We start from the raw sequence: 13837 nt of genomic DNA, 5'->3' as shown, positions 1-13837 counted from the left end.
ATGTCCGATACCCGGCCCGCGCCGAATACCTTTGCCGCGCTGCGGGACCAGCTGGCGGACGCGGCCGTCGCGTTCGCCGGCGCACCCGGGGCGGCGGGCGACATCCTGGCGGGCATCGTCGACGATGTCGACCGGGCGCTGTCGGAGCGGCTGGAGATCTTCCCGGTCTGTCACCACTCGCCCGCCTCCGGTTTGGCCATGGTGCGACGGCTGCGCGAGAAGCAGCCGAGCGTGATCTACCTGGAATTGTGCGAGGACATGCGGCCGCTGCTGGACGAGCTGCGCAACTGCCGCCTGCCGATTGCGCTGCAGGCCTTCGCCACCGAGATCGAGGGCTTCCCCGCGGAATGGGCGCCGCTGTCGGTGGTCGCGCCGATCACCGAATCGTCGGCCGAGTACCAGGCCATCGCCTACGCGCTCGATACGCCGGGCGTCGAACTGGTGCTGGTGGATCGGTCCACCGATCACGTCTTCCAGTGGGCTCCCGAAGCGAGGCAGTCCGAGACACCCTCCGACGGCGAGCAGCCCGAGGACGACGGCCTGCACGGCGGCGCGGTCGGCCTCGAAATCGGTGATCTACGACCGCGTTTCGCCGAACTGGAAGAACACCTGCTGCACCACGGCAAGGTCCGGCACTGGTCGGAATGGTGGGACCAGTACGTCGAGCAGCCCCTGGTGGACGCCGACTACGACACCTACCGCCAGGTCATGGTGATGATCGGCAGCCTGTTCCGGCGGCTGCGGCGCGGCAGCACCGTCGAGGACGAGGACCGCGAACGGTACATGTGGACCCGCATGCGGGAACATTTGGCCGCCAACGACATCGATCCGGCGCAGGCGTTGTACGTGTGCGGCGCGGCCCATGCGGCCAGCCCGGTCGAACAGTTCGGACTCGCCGCGTCGGAGCAGTTCGAGATCTCGCCGCGCTCGGCCACGAAATGGCACTACGGGCTGATCCCCTCCAGCCACTCCGCCATCGAGGCGCAGTTCGGGCTGGCCGGCGGCGCGGTGTCGATCGCGGCGGCCACCTGGGCGAAGGGCTTGCGGCGCGGCAAATTGCAGTCGTTCCAGCTGGAAGGCCAGCAGGGAGCGAAGAAGCGCGCCAAGCGGCCGCCGCTTCCGGCGGAACCGGAAGCCGAAGTGACGGACCAGCTTTCGGGCTTCCTGTCCCGGCCACCGGTCCTGGACCCGCTCGACGAGGCCGAGCTCCTGGAATGGTCGGTGGATATCGTCCGGCTGGCCCGGCGCAACGGCTACCTGGCCAGCACCGCCGACGCCATCGCCATCTTCGAGACCTCGATCCTGCTGGCGGGCTTGCGCAATCGTGCCCGTCCGACGCCGTACGACTTCCAGGACGCGGCCGTCACCTGCCTCGAGAAGGACCGGGTGCCGGGGCGGCGGGATGTGCGGCGGCTGTGCGAGATCCTGCTCGGCGGCGACCGCATCGGCCAGGTCGGGTACGCGGCGCTGCCGCCGCTGGCCCGCGACGTGCTCGACCGGCTGGCACCGCTGGGACTGGATCTGTCCAAGCGGACGCTGCAACGCGCGCTGCTGGACCTGAAGGCGAATCCGGACCTGCGGCCCTGCTCGGATCTGCTGTGGCTGCTGCGCAGGCTGCTGCCGCAGGACGCGCTGCGGCCGATCATGGGCTCGCGCGGACTGGGTGAGACCTCGATCCAGGAGAGCTGGGACATCGGGCTCGGCAAACATCAGCGCTCACTGGTGGAGCTCGGGTACGAGGGCGTGTCGGTGGAGCAGGTGCTGGAGCAGCGCCTGCGGCGCGCGGTCGCCGCGCCGGACGCGACCGCGGCCGTGGCGCTGGGCGCGGTCGAGGACGCGCTGGTGTATCTGGGATCGGTCCGGCTCGCCGATGAGCTGGGCAATCGCGCGGTCGAACTCCTCGCCGCCGAACGGACAGTGGACGACGCGCCCGTCGTGCTGCGGCGGATCCGGGTGCTGCTCAACTACTTCCGCTCCACCGAGGGCGGCCTACCGGCGTGGTGCGAACGGTTCGTGACAGCCGGGTACGCGCACTACTGCACCCTGCTGCCCACCGCCTTCGCCGCGGAGGAGACCGGGTCGGCGCAGGTGGCGGCCATGCTGGGCTTCCTGTTCGGGATGGAGAATCTGGCGCTGTCGCTGGGCTGCGATCACACCCAGCTGGAACTGGCTGTGCTGCAATCACATCCGGAGGCGCCGGCCAAGGTGGCCCTGCTGTGGGCGGCGCGGTTCCAGCTCGGCCTGCTGACCATGGCCGAGCTGCGCGCGCGGTGCGACGGGATGCTGGCCAATCCGCTGGTGCTGCCGACGGTTCCGCAGTACGTGAGCGGTTTCGTGCAGGCCATCGACCCGGCTCCGGCACTGAAACCCTTTGTGGTGGAGCTGTTGTCGAAGGCCTTCGGCACGCTGCCGGACGCGGTGCTGCTGCCCTGGCTGCCGAAGTTGATCACCACCCTGAAGGATCAGGCGGGCGACCTGATCCCGGGCCTGGTCCGGGAAGCGGGCCGCACCTTCCCCGGCGCACTGCCCGCCGTGGACGCCTTCGTCCCGCCCTGGTCGGTCGAATTCACCACGGCCGCACCGCCGGTGGCCGCCGCACCGCGCGGGCCGGTCACCGAACTGCTGGCCGCCCGCCCCGCCGCGTGCGAAGCGCTCAGCGGACTGCTCGGCATCGAGGGCGGCTGGCAGGAGGCCGGGCCGGCCGGAAACCACGAGGTTGCCGGCCTGCTCGAGCGATTCCCGGGCACCGCCGCGGCATTGGCCGCGCTGCTCGGCGTGCCGGCCGTGCGGAGCTGACGCGGGTCCGGCCGGCTCGTCCTTCCGACGGGCGGCCGGCCGGACAGTCATTCGAACCGTGCATTGCTGGTAGGCGGGCCGCACAGCACAATTCAAACGGTTCGGTCTCGAATTCGGGAGCGCCTCGCGATCGGGCGCGAGAACACGTTACAGTCCGCCCGTGAAATATCTTGTGGGATGCGCAATGGCCCTGTCGTTCGCGGCGGGTTCACCGGTGGCGCAGGCGGATTCCGCACCGACCTGTACCGACACCCCGAACGCCTACACCGCCGGCTGGCAGACCGGCTGGGCCACGTATCAGGCCGAGCAGAAGAGTCCGTCGTCCGGCACGTCGTCGCGGACGGTCGATCTGCCGATCACCATCAATGCGCCGATCGCCAAGGTATGGACGGTGTACTCGAACCTGCGCAACGACATCGGGCGGCATCCGTTCCTGAAGGACATCATCGTGCATCGCACCTGCACCGATGGCGCCACCGAGACCATCGATTTCACCGCGCTGGAGAACATCCCGATGGGCTCGGTCGACTACCCCGCGAAAACCCAGGCAGAACAGCGCCTCTATCCGGTCGATCACTACTACCTCACCGACAGCTATGACTCGCCCGGCATCATCACCCATCAGAAGGTCACCTTCGTCGACAACGGCAACGGCACCACCTCGGTGAACGAACACCTCACCTTCATCGCCAACCCGCTGCTCATCAACTTCACCGTCGACAATGGCGTCTCATCCCACCAGGCGTACCAGGCGGCGCTGAAACGCGACATCGAAAACGGCACCCTCTGAATGCGGAAAGGCCCGGTCCATCAGGACCGGGCCTTTTCACATGAGCAGGGTTGCTCAGGCACGGCACGCTCGGTCTCCGCGGTCAGGCGATCGAGCCCAGGCGATTCGAGACGCCGTCGCGAGCCCGCCGGCTCGCACCGACCGGGCGGGAACCCTCCAGGAATTCGCTGCCGAGCAGGCGATGCCGCAGCGACCGCGTGTCCTGGTTGGGATCGATTTCGAACTGCTCCCGCAGACGTTGCGCACACAGCGCGTACCACTGTTCCGCCTGCTGCAGCTCCCCGCGCCGGGCGTGGATCGTCATCAGTCGGCGGAAAGCCGCCTCGTTCGCCGTATCGATGGCCAGCGTGCGGCGGCACGCGTCGGCGGCGTCGGCGAGTTCTCCTGCCTCGAGCGCGTATTCGGCCAACGTGTTCAACGCGCTCAGGATCATCGAGCGCAGCCAGTGCCGGTGTTCGATCACCCAACTGTCGGATTCGCCGTCGAGAAACTCGCCCGAGTACAGTGCGGCGGCCCGTCGATACAGGCCCAGCGCCTCCTCGCGCAGGCCCCGCGCGGCGGCGTCACGTGCGGCCGCCGTATACCGCTCGAATTCCTGGCAATCGACGATCACATCGTCACTCACGTCCATGACGTAGCCGAAATCCCGGAACTCGATGCGCAGGTCTCGCCGTTCGGTTCCGAAGTGGGCATCCAACGTTCTGCGCAGGGCGTGCACCGTAACCTTCAACGACGTACTGGGCCCATCGATGTCCGGCCACAACAACTCTCGTAGCCGCTCCTTGCCCACGACGCTGTTGCGGTTCACGAGCAACACTCCGAACAGTGATCGAGCCTTGCTCGCACGCCACCGAACACAATCCGCACCGGAGACCGAAATGGCGAACTCGCCCATCAGTTTGACATGGATCGCCCGTTCACCAGATGCTCTCAATGAAACTCCTTGCGTCATGGGCGAACCGCAGAAATATTCAAATGTATTTCGCCACAATCCATCTCGCATCCCATTTCCGCTGGCGGCAATGTTCGCACGACCAACTTGCCTGCGCAAGTGGATGTTTCGCAAATTGACTCCAGCCGCGAGACTTCTTTACGCGACCCACGAAACAGTAATGTTTCCTTCACGCCGCTACCTGGCGGATCGGACGAAAAGTCATGTTCCGCTCATGTTTTGCGGCCACGCCGAGTCGTCTGCAATCATGATCGCGTGTCCGAGCTGGCGCGCCTCCGACGCGCACCTGTGCAGTCGCGCAGCAGGGAACGCGTCGAGCGCATCCTGGACGCGGCACGGGAACTCGTGGACGAGCACGGCGTGGACGCCGTGACGACCCGCGCGATCGCCGAGCGCGCCGGCGTGCCGATCGCGACGCTCTACCAGTTCTTCGCAAATCGGGAGGCGGTGTTCCGCCAGCTACTCGACCGCGACATGGACCGGATCGACCGGCGGGTCGCGGCGGAGATCGAAACGCTTCGCGCAGACAGCATCCCGCACGCGATCGACCTGTTCGCCGCCGTGCATCGCACCCACTTCCTGCGGCATCTCGAGTTCGTCGCGCTCTACTTCGCCTACGGCGACAGCGACGTGGTCCACGTCCATCAGCGCCGTTGCGCGCAGTCGTTCGGCCACCTGCTGCTGCAATCCGGGGTGATGCCCGCACACACCGATCCCCGGGTGTTCGGGGTCGCGATCGCGATCGCCGAGGGCACCATCGAACACGCCTACCGGGACGCTCCCCGCAACGAGTGGGCGGTCAGCCAGGGCCGGCTGGTACTGCGGCTCTATCTCGAAAGCCACTGCGGCTGAGGCCGATCGCGCTCGCTGACCCCTAACCCGGTCCTAACCGCCCCTGGTTAGCGTCGCGCCATGTCCAGTTACCGCACGAGCAGCGGCCGGCCGAAAAGCGGGCTTCGCTCAGATAGTTACTGCGTGTTTGGTTTTCCTCGAGGACTGCTCGAGCCGGGATTCACATACTCGGGGCGAGAACAGCGACGTTCAGGATATGTCTCGCAGTAGCCGTGGCTACCAGCAGGATTCGGAAGACAACATGAACGCCAGTGTGATCGCCATGTTTCCCGGCCAGGGTTCCCAGCGCGAGGGCATGGCCGCCCACCTGATCCGGGAACACCCCGGCACGGCGGGGGTGGTATTCGAGCGCGCCGACGAGGTGCTGGGCCTGCCCCTGGCCAAGCTGTGCACCGAGGGTGACGCGGAACAGTTGCGGGCCACCGAGATCGCGCAACCCGCGATCCTGGCCACCTCCGTCGCCATCTTCGAGGTGCTGCGCGCCGAGGGCTTCTCCCCCGACATGGTGACCGGGCACAGCCTCGGCGAGTTCACCGCGCTGGTCGCGGCCGGGGTGCTGGACCTCGCCGACGCGCTGACCCTGGTGCGACGCCGGGGCGAGCTGATGGCGGAAATCGCCGCGGCGATACCGGGTGCCATGACGGCCGTGTCCGGGGTGCCCGCGGCGCGGATCGAGGAGATCTGCGCGGGAGTGGCCGGCGTGGTCGAACTCGCCAACTACAACGCCCCCGATCAGTCGGTCATCTCCGGCACGGCGGAGGCGGTGGACGCCGCCGTGGAGTTACTGCGCGAGGAAGGCGCGGGCTCCTTGGTCGCGCTGCGGGTCGGAGCGCCGTTCCATTGCTCGCTCATGGCCGCGCTGGAGGAGCGGTTCGCGGCCGACCTGCATCGCGCCGAATTCCGCGATCCCGCCATAGATGTCCTCAGTTCCGTTACCGCGCACAAGATTTCGAGTGGCGATGACGCCCGCGACCTACTGCGCCGACAGCTCACGGCCCCCGTCCGCTGGATCGAGGTGATCGGCACCGCCGCCGATCTCGGCTGCACCGACTACCTCGAGATCGGTCCCGGACGCGTGCTGTCCGGGCTAGCCAACCGCATGCTGGACACGGCCACCGTGCGCAGCACCCAGGACGCCCGCCGCATCGCCGCGGCCATCGCCGCCTACGCCTGATCCACCTAATCCGACCGATTTCCCGGCCTTTCCCCACCCCTGTGGCGTTCCGCGCCCCAGGGGACCCAACGGTGTCCCCACCACGAAGGAAGAGATAACCATGCCCGAAACCAGCACCGATTTCGCTCCCGCCGTCATCGACGCGATCGCCGACGCCCTGGGCATCGACCAGTCCGAGGTGACCCTCGACGCCACCCTCATCGACGAGCTCGGCGCGGAATCCATCGACCTGCTCGACATCCTGTTCCGCATCCACCGCGACACCGGCGTGAAGATCGCCGTCGCCGATGTCCAGGAGCTGCTGCAGGGCGGCATCCCCGACGACGAGTTCGGTGACGAGAACGAGATCGTCTCCGACATCGGCCTCGCACACCTGGAAAAGGTACTGCCGCAGTTCGATCGGACCGAGCTGAACGGCCCACTGCGCGGTGAGCAGGTGCTCGGCCTGGTCACCGTGCGCAATCTGGTGGACCTGGTCGCCCAGCGCGCCGCCGCCGGTCCGGCCGACGCCGAGGCTGTCGCCTGATGTCCGGCGACTTCACCGGCCGGGTCGCGCTGGTCACCGGCGCGTCCCGGGGCATCGGGCGGGCCGTGGCCCTGACCCTGGCCGGTCGCGGCGCGGCCGTGGCCGTCAACTACCGCTCCCACAAGGACGAGGCCCTCGAGGTGGTCGCCGAGATCGAGCGCTCCGGCGGGCGCGCGGTCGCCATCGGGGCCGATGTCGCCGACGGCGGCACGGCCCGCGATCTGGTGGAGCAGACGCGAGAACAGTTGGGCGGCTTGCACATTCTGGTCAACAACGCGGGCATCACCCGCGACGGCCTGCTGCACGACATGGATCCCGAGGTGTGGTGGGAGGTCATCCGGGTGAACCTGGGTGGCGCGTTCAACTGCACCCGTGCCGCGGCCGGGCACCTCATGGCCCAGGGCGAGGGCTCGATCGTGAACGTGTCGTCGATCATGGGCGAGAAGGGGCTCACCGGGCAGTCCAACTACTCCACCTCCAAGGGCGCGATGAACGCCTTCACACTGGCCTGCGCGGTGGAGATGGCCCGGTTCGGGGTCCGCGTGAATGCCGTTCTGGGCGGCGTGATCCCGACCGATCTGATCGGTGACCTGCTGCAGCGCGACGGCGGGCGCGGGCGCACCCATGTCCCCATGCGCCGCTACGGGACCGTCCAGCAGGTCGCCGAGGCGGTGGCCTACCTGGCGAGTCCGGCCGCCGACTACGTGACCGGCGAGTTGCTGCGCGTGGACGGCGGACTGGCGGTGCAGCTCAGCAATGGCCGCCTGGTCTCCCGCTGAATCGGAAAAGGAGTGACTGCCATGCGATTTCATCTCATTGACCGCATCGAGTCCTGGGAACCGTTGCAGCACATCACCGCTCGCAAACTCACCTCGGTCTACGAGAACGTCTGGCAGCCCTCCGCCGCCGGCCCGGTACTGCCCTTCGGCCTGGCGCTGGAGGCGCTGTGCCAGGCCGGCGCCTGGCTGGTGCTGCTGAGTTCGGCGCACACCCGCCGGGCCGCGCTGCTCACCGTGGGTGAGGTGACCGTGTACCGCGACGCGGTGCCCGGTGACGTGCTGCGCATGACCGCGCAGGTGGTGCACGCGACGCCGGAGGCGGCGGTGGTGGACGGCTGGATCGAGGTGGACGGCGAGCGAATCCTGTTCGCCCGCAACATCATGTGCGCCCTCATCGAGGCCGATCGGCTCGACGATCCGGTCGACACCGAACGGATGGCGCGCCAGCTGCTCGGCGAGGAGCTGGTCTGATGAGCGCCACGAACGCGGCGGGACTGCGGCGGGTGGCCGTGACGGGCGTGGGAGCGGTCACCCCCCTGGGCGTCGACGCGCCGACCACCTGGGCCGGAATGATCGAGGGCCGCAATGCCATCGGGACATTGACCACTTTCGACTGCACCACCTTCCCGGTCCGGATCGCCGGCCTGGTGCCCGACTCCTTCGATCCGGCCACCGCCGTCCCGGCAGCCGCCGACCGGCGCTGGGTGTCGCGGCCGGGGTTGTTCGGGCTCGCCGCGACCGGCGAGGCCCTGCGGTCGGCGGACCTGAACCCGCTCACCGAGACCCCCTACGCGCCGTCGGATCGCGGCGTCGCCATGGGCGCGAGCGTGGGCCGCCCGGATCTGAACCTGGTGCTGAAGGTATCCGAATTGCGTGCTCGCACCGGGCAACCCGACGCCTTCGTGCGGCCCGCGCCGTCGGCGACCCTGACCGGGAATCAGAACCTGGCGCTCAATGCCATGGTGCGGATGATCGGCGCGACCGGGCCCATGGTGGGCATCCACACCGCCTGCGCCGGCTCCGGGCACGCCCTCGGCGAGGCGTTCCGGCTGATCCAGGAGGGCGATGCCCGCATGATGGTGGCGGGCGGCTACGACTCGCTCACCACCTGGGCCGACATTCTCGGATTCGGTCTGCTGGGCGCGATGACCGACCGCTACAACGACAATCCCGCCAAGGCGTCCCGGCCCTTCGACGCCGACCGCAGCGGGTTCGTCATCGGCGAGGGCGCGGTGGCCTTCGTCCTGGAGGATCTCGAGTCCGCGCTGGATCGCGGTGCGCCGATCCTGGGCGAGTTGCTCGGGTACGGGTCCACCATGAACGCCTGGCGCATCACCGACTCGCCACCGGACGGCTCGGGCGCGATCGAGGCCATGGAATCCGCGCTCGGCGAATCCGGCTTGGGCACAGCAGATATCGACTACATTGCCGCGCACGGCACCAGCACGCCGGGCAATGACGTCTCCGAGACCCGGGCGATCAAGAAGGTCTTCGGCGACGACGCGCACCGGCTGGTGGTGTCCTCCCCCAAATCCATGACCGGGCATCTCACCGCCGCCGCGGCGGCGCTCAATCTGCTGGCGGCGCTGGGCGCGCTCCGGAATTCGGTGGTTCCGCCCACCCTGAATCTCGACACCCCGGACCGGGCACTGGATCTCGACTACGTCCCCCATCGCGCGCGCTCCATGCCGGTGCGCGCGGCCATGATCAATGCCCTCGCGTTCGGCGGTTCCAATACCTGCCTCGTGGTGGGCAGACCCCAGGAGCTGCCATGACCGCGTCCTACACCGTGCCCACCGCACTCCCGACGCCCGCCGAAGTCCCGGCCGCGGGTATCGGCACCCCGGGATTCGATCGAATCCTGGAGGTGAGTCCCGGAATTCGCGCCGAGGCCCTGCTGAACGTGACCGGCACCCTGCCGTTCTTCGACACCCATTTCCCGCGCCGCCCCATCCTGCCCGGCGTGCTGCTGACCGAGAGCATGATCGCGCTGGCCGTGCTCGCGGCCGGTGATCCGCTGCTGCGGCTGCGGGCCGCCGAGGGGCTGCGCTTCCGGCGCTTCGTGACGCCCGGTGACCAGGTGCGCATCACCGTCGAAACGGCCGGTGCCGGCGCGGATCCCGCCGAATCCCGGTGGAAGGCCACCGCTCGCGTGGGCGAGGCCACCGTCGCGGCCGTCCGCACCCTCCGCCTGGTCCGCGGGCCGGTCGCGGAAGCGAACGGGCGCACCGCGGAAGCGAATGGGCTTACCGCCGAGGCGAAGTCGTGAACGCGCGGCGCGTCGTGATCACCGGGATCGGTCTGGTCACGGCGCTCGGCGAGGGTGCGGACGACACCTGGTCGGCGATCGTGGCCGGGCGCACCGCCATCGGCCCCCTGCGCGCCTACGATCCGTCGCCGCTGCGCACCCGGCTCGGCGCGGAGATCCCCGACTTCGATCCCAGCCGGTTCCTGTCGCTGCGCTCCATGCGCACCTCCACTCGCGGCGACCAGTACGGCGTCGCGGCGGCCACCCTCGCGCTGCGGGACGCGGGACTCGAGGAACGCGACCTCGGCCACCGCACCGGCCTGTATCTCGGTGGGAACAAGGACATCTGCCAGCGCGACGACTCGATCACCGATATGGAGGCCATCCGCGGCGCGGACGGCGGACCGGACATGCGGCGGCTCGGGGAGCTGGCCCGCTCGATCGTGCCGCCGCTGGCGTACGTGGAGGGTTTGCAGAACGGCGGGACCTACCACATCTCCTCGCTGTTCGGCCTGCGCGGACCCAATGCCTTCTATGCGGGCGCGGCCGATTCCGGGGCGACCGCGATCGGGCGGGCCATGCGGGCGATCCGCCGGGGCGAGGCCGATATCGCGGTGGCGGGCGGGTACGACGACGCCACCAACTGGTGGGCCATGGCCAAACTGGACGGGCTCGGGGTGCTCTCGCCACGCAACGATCTGGGCGGCAAGGCTTTTCGCCCCTTCGACAGGGAACACAGCGGTTCGGTCATCGGTGACGGCGCGGCGATCCTGATCCTCGAAGAGCGTGACCGGGCACTGCGACGCGGCGCGCGCTGTTATGCCGAGCTCGCAGGCTACGGCATGGGCAATGACTGTGTGCGCGTACCCGCCTCCGATCGGGACGGACGGGGACTGACCCGCGCCATCTCGACGGCCCTGTCCGACGCCGGAGCGCCGGCGGTGGACGCCGTGTTCTCCCACGGCTGCGCCACCGCGCTCGGCGATGCCAGTGAGGTGCGCGCCCTGCGCACCGCCCTCGGTCCCGAAGCCCACAGGGCCGCGGTGACCAGCGTCAAACCACAGACCGGTCACTTGGTGGGCGGAGCCGGTGCGCTGAATGCCGCACTCGCGGGACTGGCCCTGGACTCCGGCGTCGTGCCCGCCACCGGCAACCACGAAACACCCGCGCCCGGCTGCGATCTCGACATCGTGTCCGGCGCCGCGCGCCAGGCGAATCCGCGGGTCGCGCTGGCCCTGGCCCGCGGCCTGGAGGGCCAGGCCGTGGCGCTCACCCTCACCGCATCGAACTGACCGACAGGAACTTCGGCCATGCACGAAACCCCTCATCCCGCGCCGCACCGGCGCATCGTGATCACCTCGCTCGGCGCGATCACCGCGCACGGCGTCGGCGCGGAGGAACTGTGGCAGCGGGTGCGCCGCGGCGAGGTGGCCATCCGGCCGCTGCGCGAGCTCGCGGTGCCCGGACTCGCCGGGGCCATCGGCGGCGAGATCCTCGACCCGCCGCGCCCCAAATACGACTACCTCACGCCCCTGGGTCTCACCGACCCGGAACCCGCCGTCGACTACGCGCTCATCGCGGCCGAGGAGGCCATGGCGGGCGCGGGTCTGGGCGTGCTCGAGGACGGCGCGCCACCACGACCGGACGCCCTGCCCGCGCACCGGTGGGGGGTGGCGTTCGGCAGCTGCAACAGCGGAATCCGCAGTGCCGAGAAGGCGGTGCGCCGCGCGGTCGACGCCGGGCGGACGGTCGACGCGGACGGGCTGGGTCTCGGCGACGACCGGCATCTGCTGCTGGTGCCTCCACAGTTCTGCGCGGAGGCGCTCAGCGCGGCGTTCGGGCTGAAAGGTCCTGTGCTGTCGGTGAATACCGCGTGCGCGTCCAGCGCGCACGCGCTGGCGCACGCGGTCGAGCAGATCCGCGCGGGCCGGGCCGACGCCATGCTGGTGGGCGGCAGCGACGCGCTCACCGAGATGGCCTACTACGGATTCACCAGCGTCGAATCGCTGTCCACGCGCCCGGCCCGGCCGTATTCCCGTGATCGTGACGGGCTTTCGCTCGGCGCGGGCGCGGGCATGATGGTGCTGGCGGCCGCCGAGGTGGCGCTGGCGGCCGGTGCTCCGATCATCGCCGAGGTGCTCGGCTACGGCATGTCGGCCGACGGCTACCACGCCACGGCCCCGCATCCGCAGGGCGCGGGTGCGGCCCGGGCGATTCGCGCGGCCATCGACGCCGCCGGTGTCGCGCCCGAGGACGTGCCCTATATCAACGGCCACGGCACCGGCACGCCGAAAAATGATGCGGCGGAGAGCAATGCGGTGCGGGCCGCACTGGGCGAGGCGGCGTCGACGGTGGTGCTCAGCAGCACCAAGTCCATGATCGGCCATCTGCTGGGTGCGGCCGGGGCGGTCGAGGCCGTCGTGACCATCCTCGGACTGCGCGATGAAATGGTCCCGCCGACAGCCGGTTTCGCCGAGACCGACCCGGGCTGCGGCCTGGACCCCGCACCCGAGGCGCGGGCGCTGCCCATGCGGGTCGCGGCGTCGAACAACTTCGCATTCGCCGGAGCCAATGCCTGTGTGGTGTACGGCCGGCCCGGTACCGCCCGCACCGATCTCGAGCCCGTCGCCGCCGACGAGGTCGTCGTCACCGGGATCGGCGTGCTGATCGGCGGGGCATCCGATGCCGATCAACTCTGGGACGCCTGGACCGGTGACACCGTGACGACGGAGTCGCACCAGGGATTACGGCTCGCCCGCGTCGGCACCGACCCGGGTGCCGATATTCCGGCCAAGGCCCGCCGGCGCATGGACCGCCTCGGGCAGCTGGCAGTCACGACCAGTCAGCAGGCGCTCGCCGCGGCCGGACTCACCGCCCACGAAGGCGTGGGTGTGGTCGTCGGCACCGGTATCGGGCCGATGAGCAGCATTTCCCGATTCTTCGAACCGACCGTGCTCGGCGGACCCACCCAGGGCAGCCCCGCCATCTTCCCCAACACAGTCTTCAATGCCGCCGCCGGACAGGTGGCCATGGCCCTGGGGGCCAAGGGCCCGACCTCCACCCTGACCTCGGGCCACGCCGCCGGGGCCGCTGCCCTCGGGACCGCGTTCGACCTGCTGCGCGCCGGACGCGCGGACGCCGTGCTGTGCACCGGCGCGGACGAGCTGTCCCCCTACGCCCTCGATGCGTACCGGGGCGCGGGGCTTTTCACCGGCCGCCACGGCCGGGGCTTCCGGCTCGCCGAGGGCAGCGTCACCCTGCTGCTGGAGCGGGCCTCGGTGGCGCGGCAGCGGGGCGTCACCCCGATCGCGGTGCTCGCCGGGTACGCGACCACCTCCGATGCCCTGGGCATCGCCCGGTGGGACCCGCGCGGCCGCGGGATGGAACGGGCCATGCGCGACGCCCTGGCCGCGGCCGGGGTATCCCCCGCCGACCTCTCCGCCGTCTGGACCGCCGCGGCGGGCCTGCCCGTGGTGGACGGCCCGGAGCGGCGTGCCATCGACCGGCTCGGTCTCAGCGCGAATTGCGCCCGGCCCGAGCCGAAGCGGGTCCTGGGCGATCCCATCGGCGCGGGCGCGCAACTGGCCGCCGCGCTGGCCATCACCACCTGGCAGCGCGGCGGCGACCACGGCCCGGTGCTGGTCAACGGTTCCTCGCTGGGCGGCACCCACACCAGCTTCGCGCTGCGGCACCCCGCCGCGGCCATCCACTCGTGAACGG

Annotated in this window: 12 protein-coding genes; 11 read left to right on the top strand and 1 reads right to left on the bottom strand. The window is 69.9% G+C overall.

All coding sequences use genetic code 11. The annotated features are described in order from the left end of the window. Both ACFXIV_RS12575 and ACFXIV_RS12570 read left to right on the top strand, forming a co-directional pair. Positions 1-2796, top strand: coding sequence for a DUF5682 family protein (locus tag ACFXIV_RS12575; protein WP_379399810.1), 2796 nt, complete (start codon positions 1-3; stop codon positions 2794-2796). A 160-nt stretch (positions 2797-2956) separates the two neighbouring features. Continuing rightward, positions 2957-3586 (top strand): hypothetical protein, encoded by a 630-nt coding sequence (locus ACFXIV_RS12570; protein WP_379399720.1) that lies wholly within the window; start codon positions 2957-2959, stop codon positions 3584-3586. Between the two features lie 82 nt (positions 3587-3668). Here ACFXIV_RS12570 and ACFXIV_RS12565 read toward each other — a convergent pair whose 3' ends face one another. Beyond that, positions 3669-4394: a BTAD domain-containing putative transcriptional regulator gene (locus tag ACFXIV_RS12565; protein WP_379399721.1), complete on the bottom strand. Its 726-nt coding sequence runs from the start codon at positions 4392-4394 to the stop codon at positions 3669-3671. A gap of 399 nt (positions 4395-4793) precedes the next feature. Between ACFXIV_RS12565 and ACFXIV_RS12560 the strand changes: the two genes are divergently transcribed. The 9 genes from ACFXIV_RS12560 (at position 4794) to ACFXIV_RS12520 (ending at position 13833) form a co-directional block, all read left to right on the top strand. Beyond that, positions 4794-5390 carry a TetR/AcrR family transcriptional regulator gene (locus tag ACFXIV_RS12560; RefSeq protein WP_379399722.1) on the top strand — a complete coding sequence of 199 codons (597 nt, stop codon included), beginning with the start codon at positions 4794-4796 and terminating at the stop codon, positions 5388-5390. Positions 5391-5631: 241 nt separating this feature from the next. Continuing rightward, on the top strand, positions 5632-6564 hold the full coding sequence (gene fabD, locus ACFXIV_RS12555) for an ACP S-malonyltransferase (protein WP_379421250.1): 933 nt from the start codon (positions 5632-5634) through the stop codon (positions 6562-6564). Between the two features lie 100 nt (positions 6565-6664). Continuing rightward, positions 6665-7090: an acyl carrier protein gene (locus ACFXIV_RS12550; RefSeq protein WP_379399724.1), complete on the top strand. Its 426-nt coding sequence runs from the start codon at positions 6665-6667 to the stop codon at positions 7088-7090. Beyond that, the gene (locus ACFXIV_RS12545) at positions 7090-7869 is read left to right on the top strand and encodes an SDR family NAD(P)-dependent oxidoreductase (RefSeq protein ID WP_379399725.1); all 780 of its coding nucleotides are present in this window, start codon (positions 7090-7092) and stop codon (positions 7867-7869) included. Before ACFXIV_RS12550 ends, ACFXIV_RS12545 begins: the two co-directional genes overlap by 1 nt. Before the next feature lie 21 nt (positions 7870-7890). After that, the gene (locus ACFXIV_RS12540) at positions 7891-8340 is read left to right on the top strand and encodes a hypothetical protein (RefSeq protein ID WP_354840748.1); all 450 of its coding nucleotides are present in this window, start codon (positions 7891-7893) and stop codon (positions 8338-8340) included. Further along, positions 8340-9644 (top strand): beta-ketoacyl-[acyl-carrier-protein] synthase family protein, encoded by a 1305-nt coding sequence (locus ACFXIV_RS12535; RefSeq protein WP_379399726.1) that lies wholly within the window; start codon positions 8340-8342, stop codon positions 9642-9644. Before ACFXIV_RS12540 ends, ACFXIV_RS12535 begins: the two co-directional genes overlap by 1 nt. After that, the gene (locus ACFXIV_RS12530) at positions 9641-10138 is read left to right on the top strand and encodes a 3-hydroxyacyl-ACP dehydratase FabZ family protein (RefSeq protein WP_379399727.1); all 498 of its coding nucleotides are present in this window, start codon (positions 9641-9643) and stop codon (positions 10136-10138) included. Before ACFXIV_RS12535 ends, ACFXIV_RS12530 begins: the two co-directional genes overlap by 4 nt. Continuing rightward, positions 10135-11409 (top strand): beta-ketoacyl-[acyl-carrier-protein] synthase family protein, encoded by a 1275-nt coding sequence (locus ACFXIV_RS12525; RefSeq protein WP_379399728.1) that lies wholly within the window; start codon positions 10135-10137, stop codon positions 11407-11409. Before ACFXIV_RS12530 ends, ACFXIV_RS12525 begins: the two co-directional genes overlap by 4 nt. Before the next feature lie 18 nt (positions 11410-11427). Next, positions 11428-13833 (top strand): beta-ketoacyl synthase N-terminal-like domain-containing protein, encoded by a 2406-nt coding sequence (locus tag ACFXIV_RS12520; RefSeq protein ID WP_379399729.1) that lies wholly within the window; start codon positions 11428-11430, stop codon positions 13831-13833. Positions 13834-13837 lie beyond the last annotated feature (4 nt).

Origin of the sequence: Nocardia sp. NPDC059236 (assembly GCF_042754085.1) — a bacterium.
In the GTDB taxonomy this organism is placed as follows: Bacteria; Actinomycetota; Actinomycetes; order Mycobacteriales; family Mycobacteriaceae; genus Nocardia.
This window is presented reverse-complemented; position numbering and strand designations above follow the sequence as displayed.

Excerpts from the sequence above, each read along its gene's own strand:
- ACFXIV_RS12575 (WP_379399810.1), top strand. The coding sequence starts at position 1 with ATGTCCGATACCCGGCCCGCGCCGAATACCTTTGCCGCGCTGCGGGAC.
- fabD (WP_379421250.1), top strand. The coding sequence starts at position 5,632 with ATGAACGCCAGTGTGATCGCCATGTTTCCCGGCCAGGGTTCCCAGCGC.
- ACFXIV_RS12550 (WP_379399724.1), top strand. The coding sequence starts at position 6,665 with ATGCCCGAAACCAGCACCGATTTCGCTCCCGCCGTCATCGACGCGATC.
- ACFXIV_RS12545 (WP_379399725.1), top strand. The coding sequence starts at position 7,090 with ATGTCCGGCGACTTCACCGGCCGGGTCGCGCTGGTCACCGGCGCGTCC.
- ACFXIV_RS12540 (WP_354840748.1), top strand. The coding sequence starts at position 7,891 with ATGCGATTTCATCTCATTGACCGCATCGAGTCCTGGGAACCGTTGCAG.
- ACFXIV_RS12535 (WP_379399726.1), top strand. The coding sequence starts at position 8,340 with ATGAGCGCCACGAACGCGGCGGGACTGCGGCGGGTGGCCGTGACGGGC.
- ACFXIV_RS12530 (WP_379399727.1), top strand. The coding sequence starts at position 9,641 with ATGACCGCGTCCTACACCGTGCCCACCGCACTCCCGACGCCCGCCGAA.
- ACFXIV_RS12520 (WP_379399729.1), top strand. The coding sequence starts at position 11,428 with ATGCACGAAACCCCTCATCCCGCGCCGCACCGGCGCATCGTGATCACC.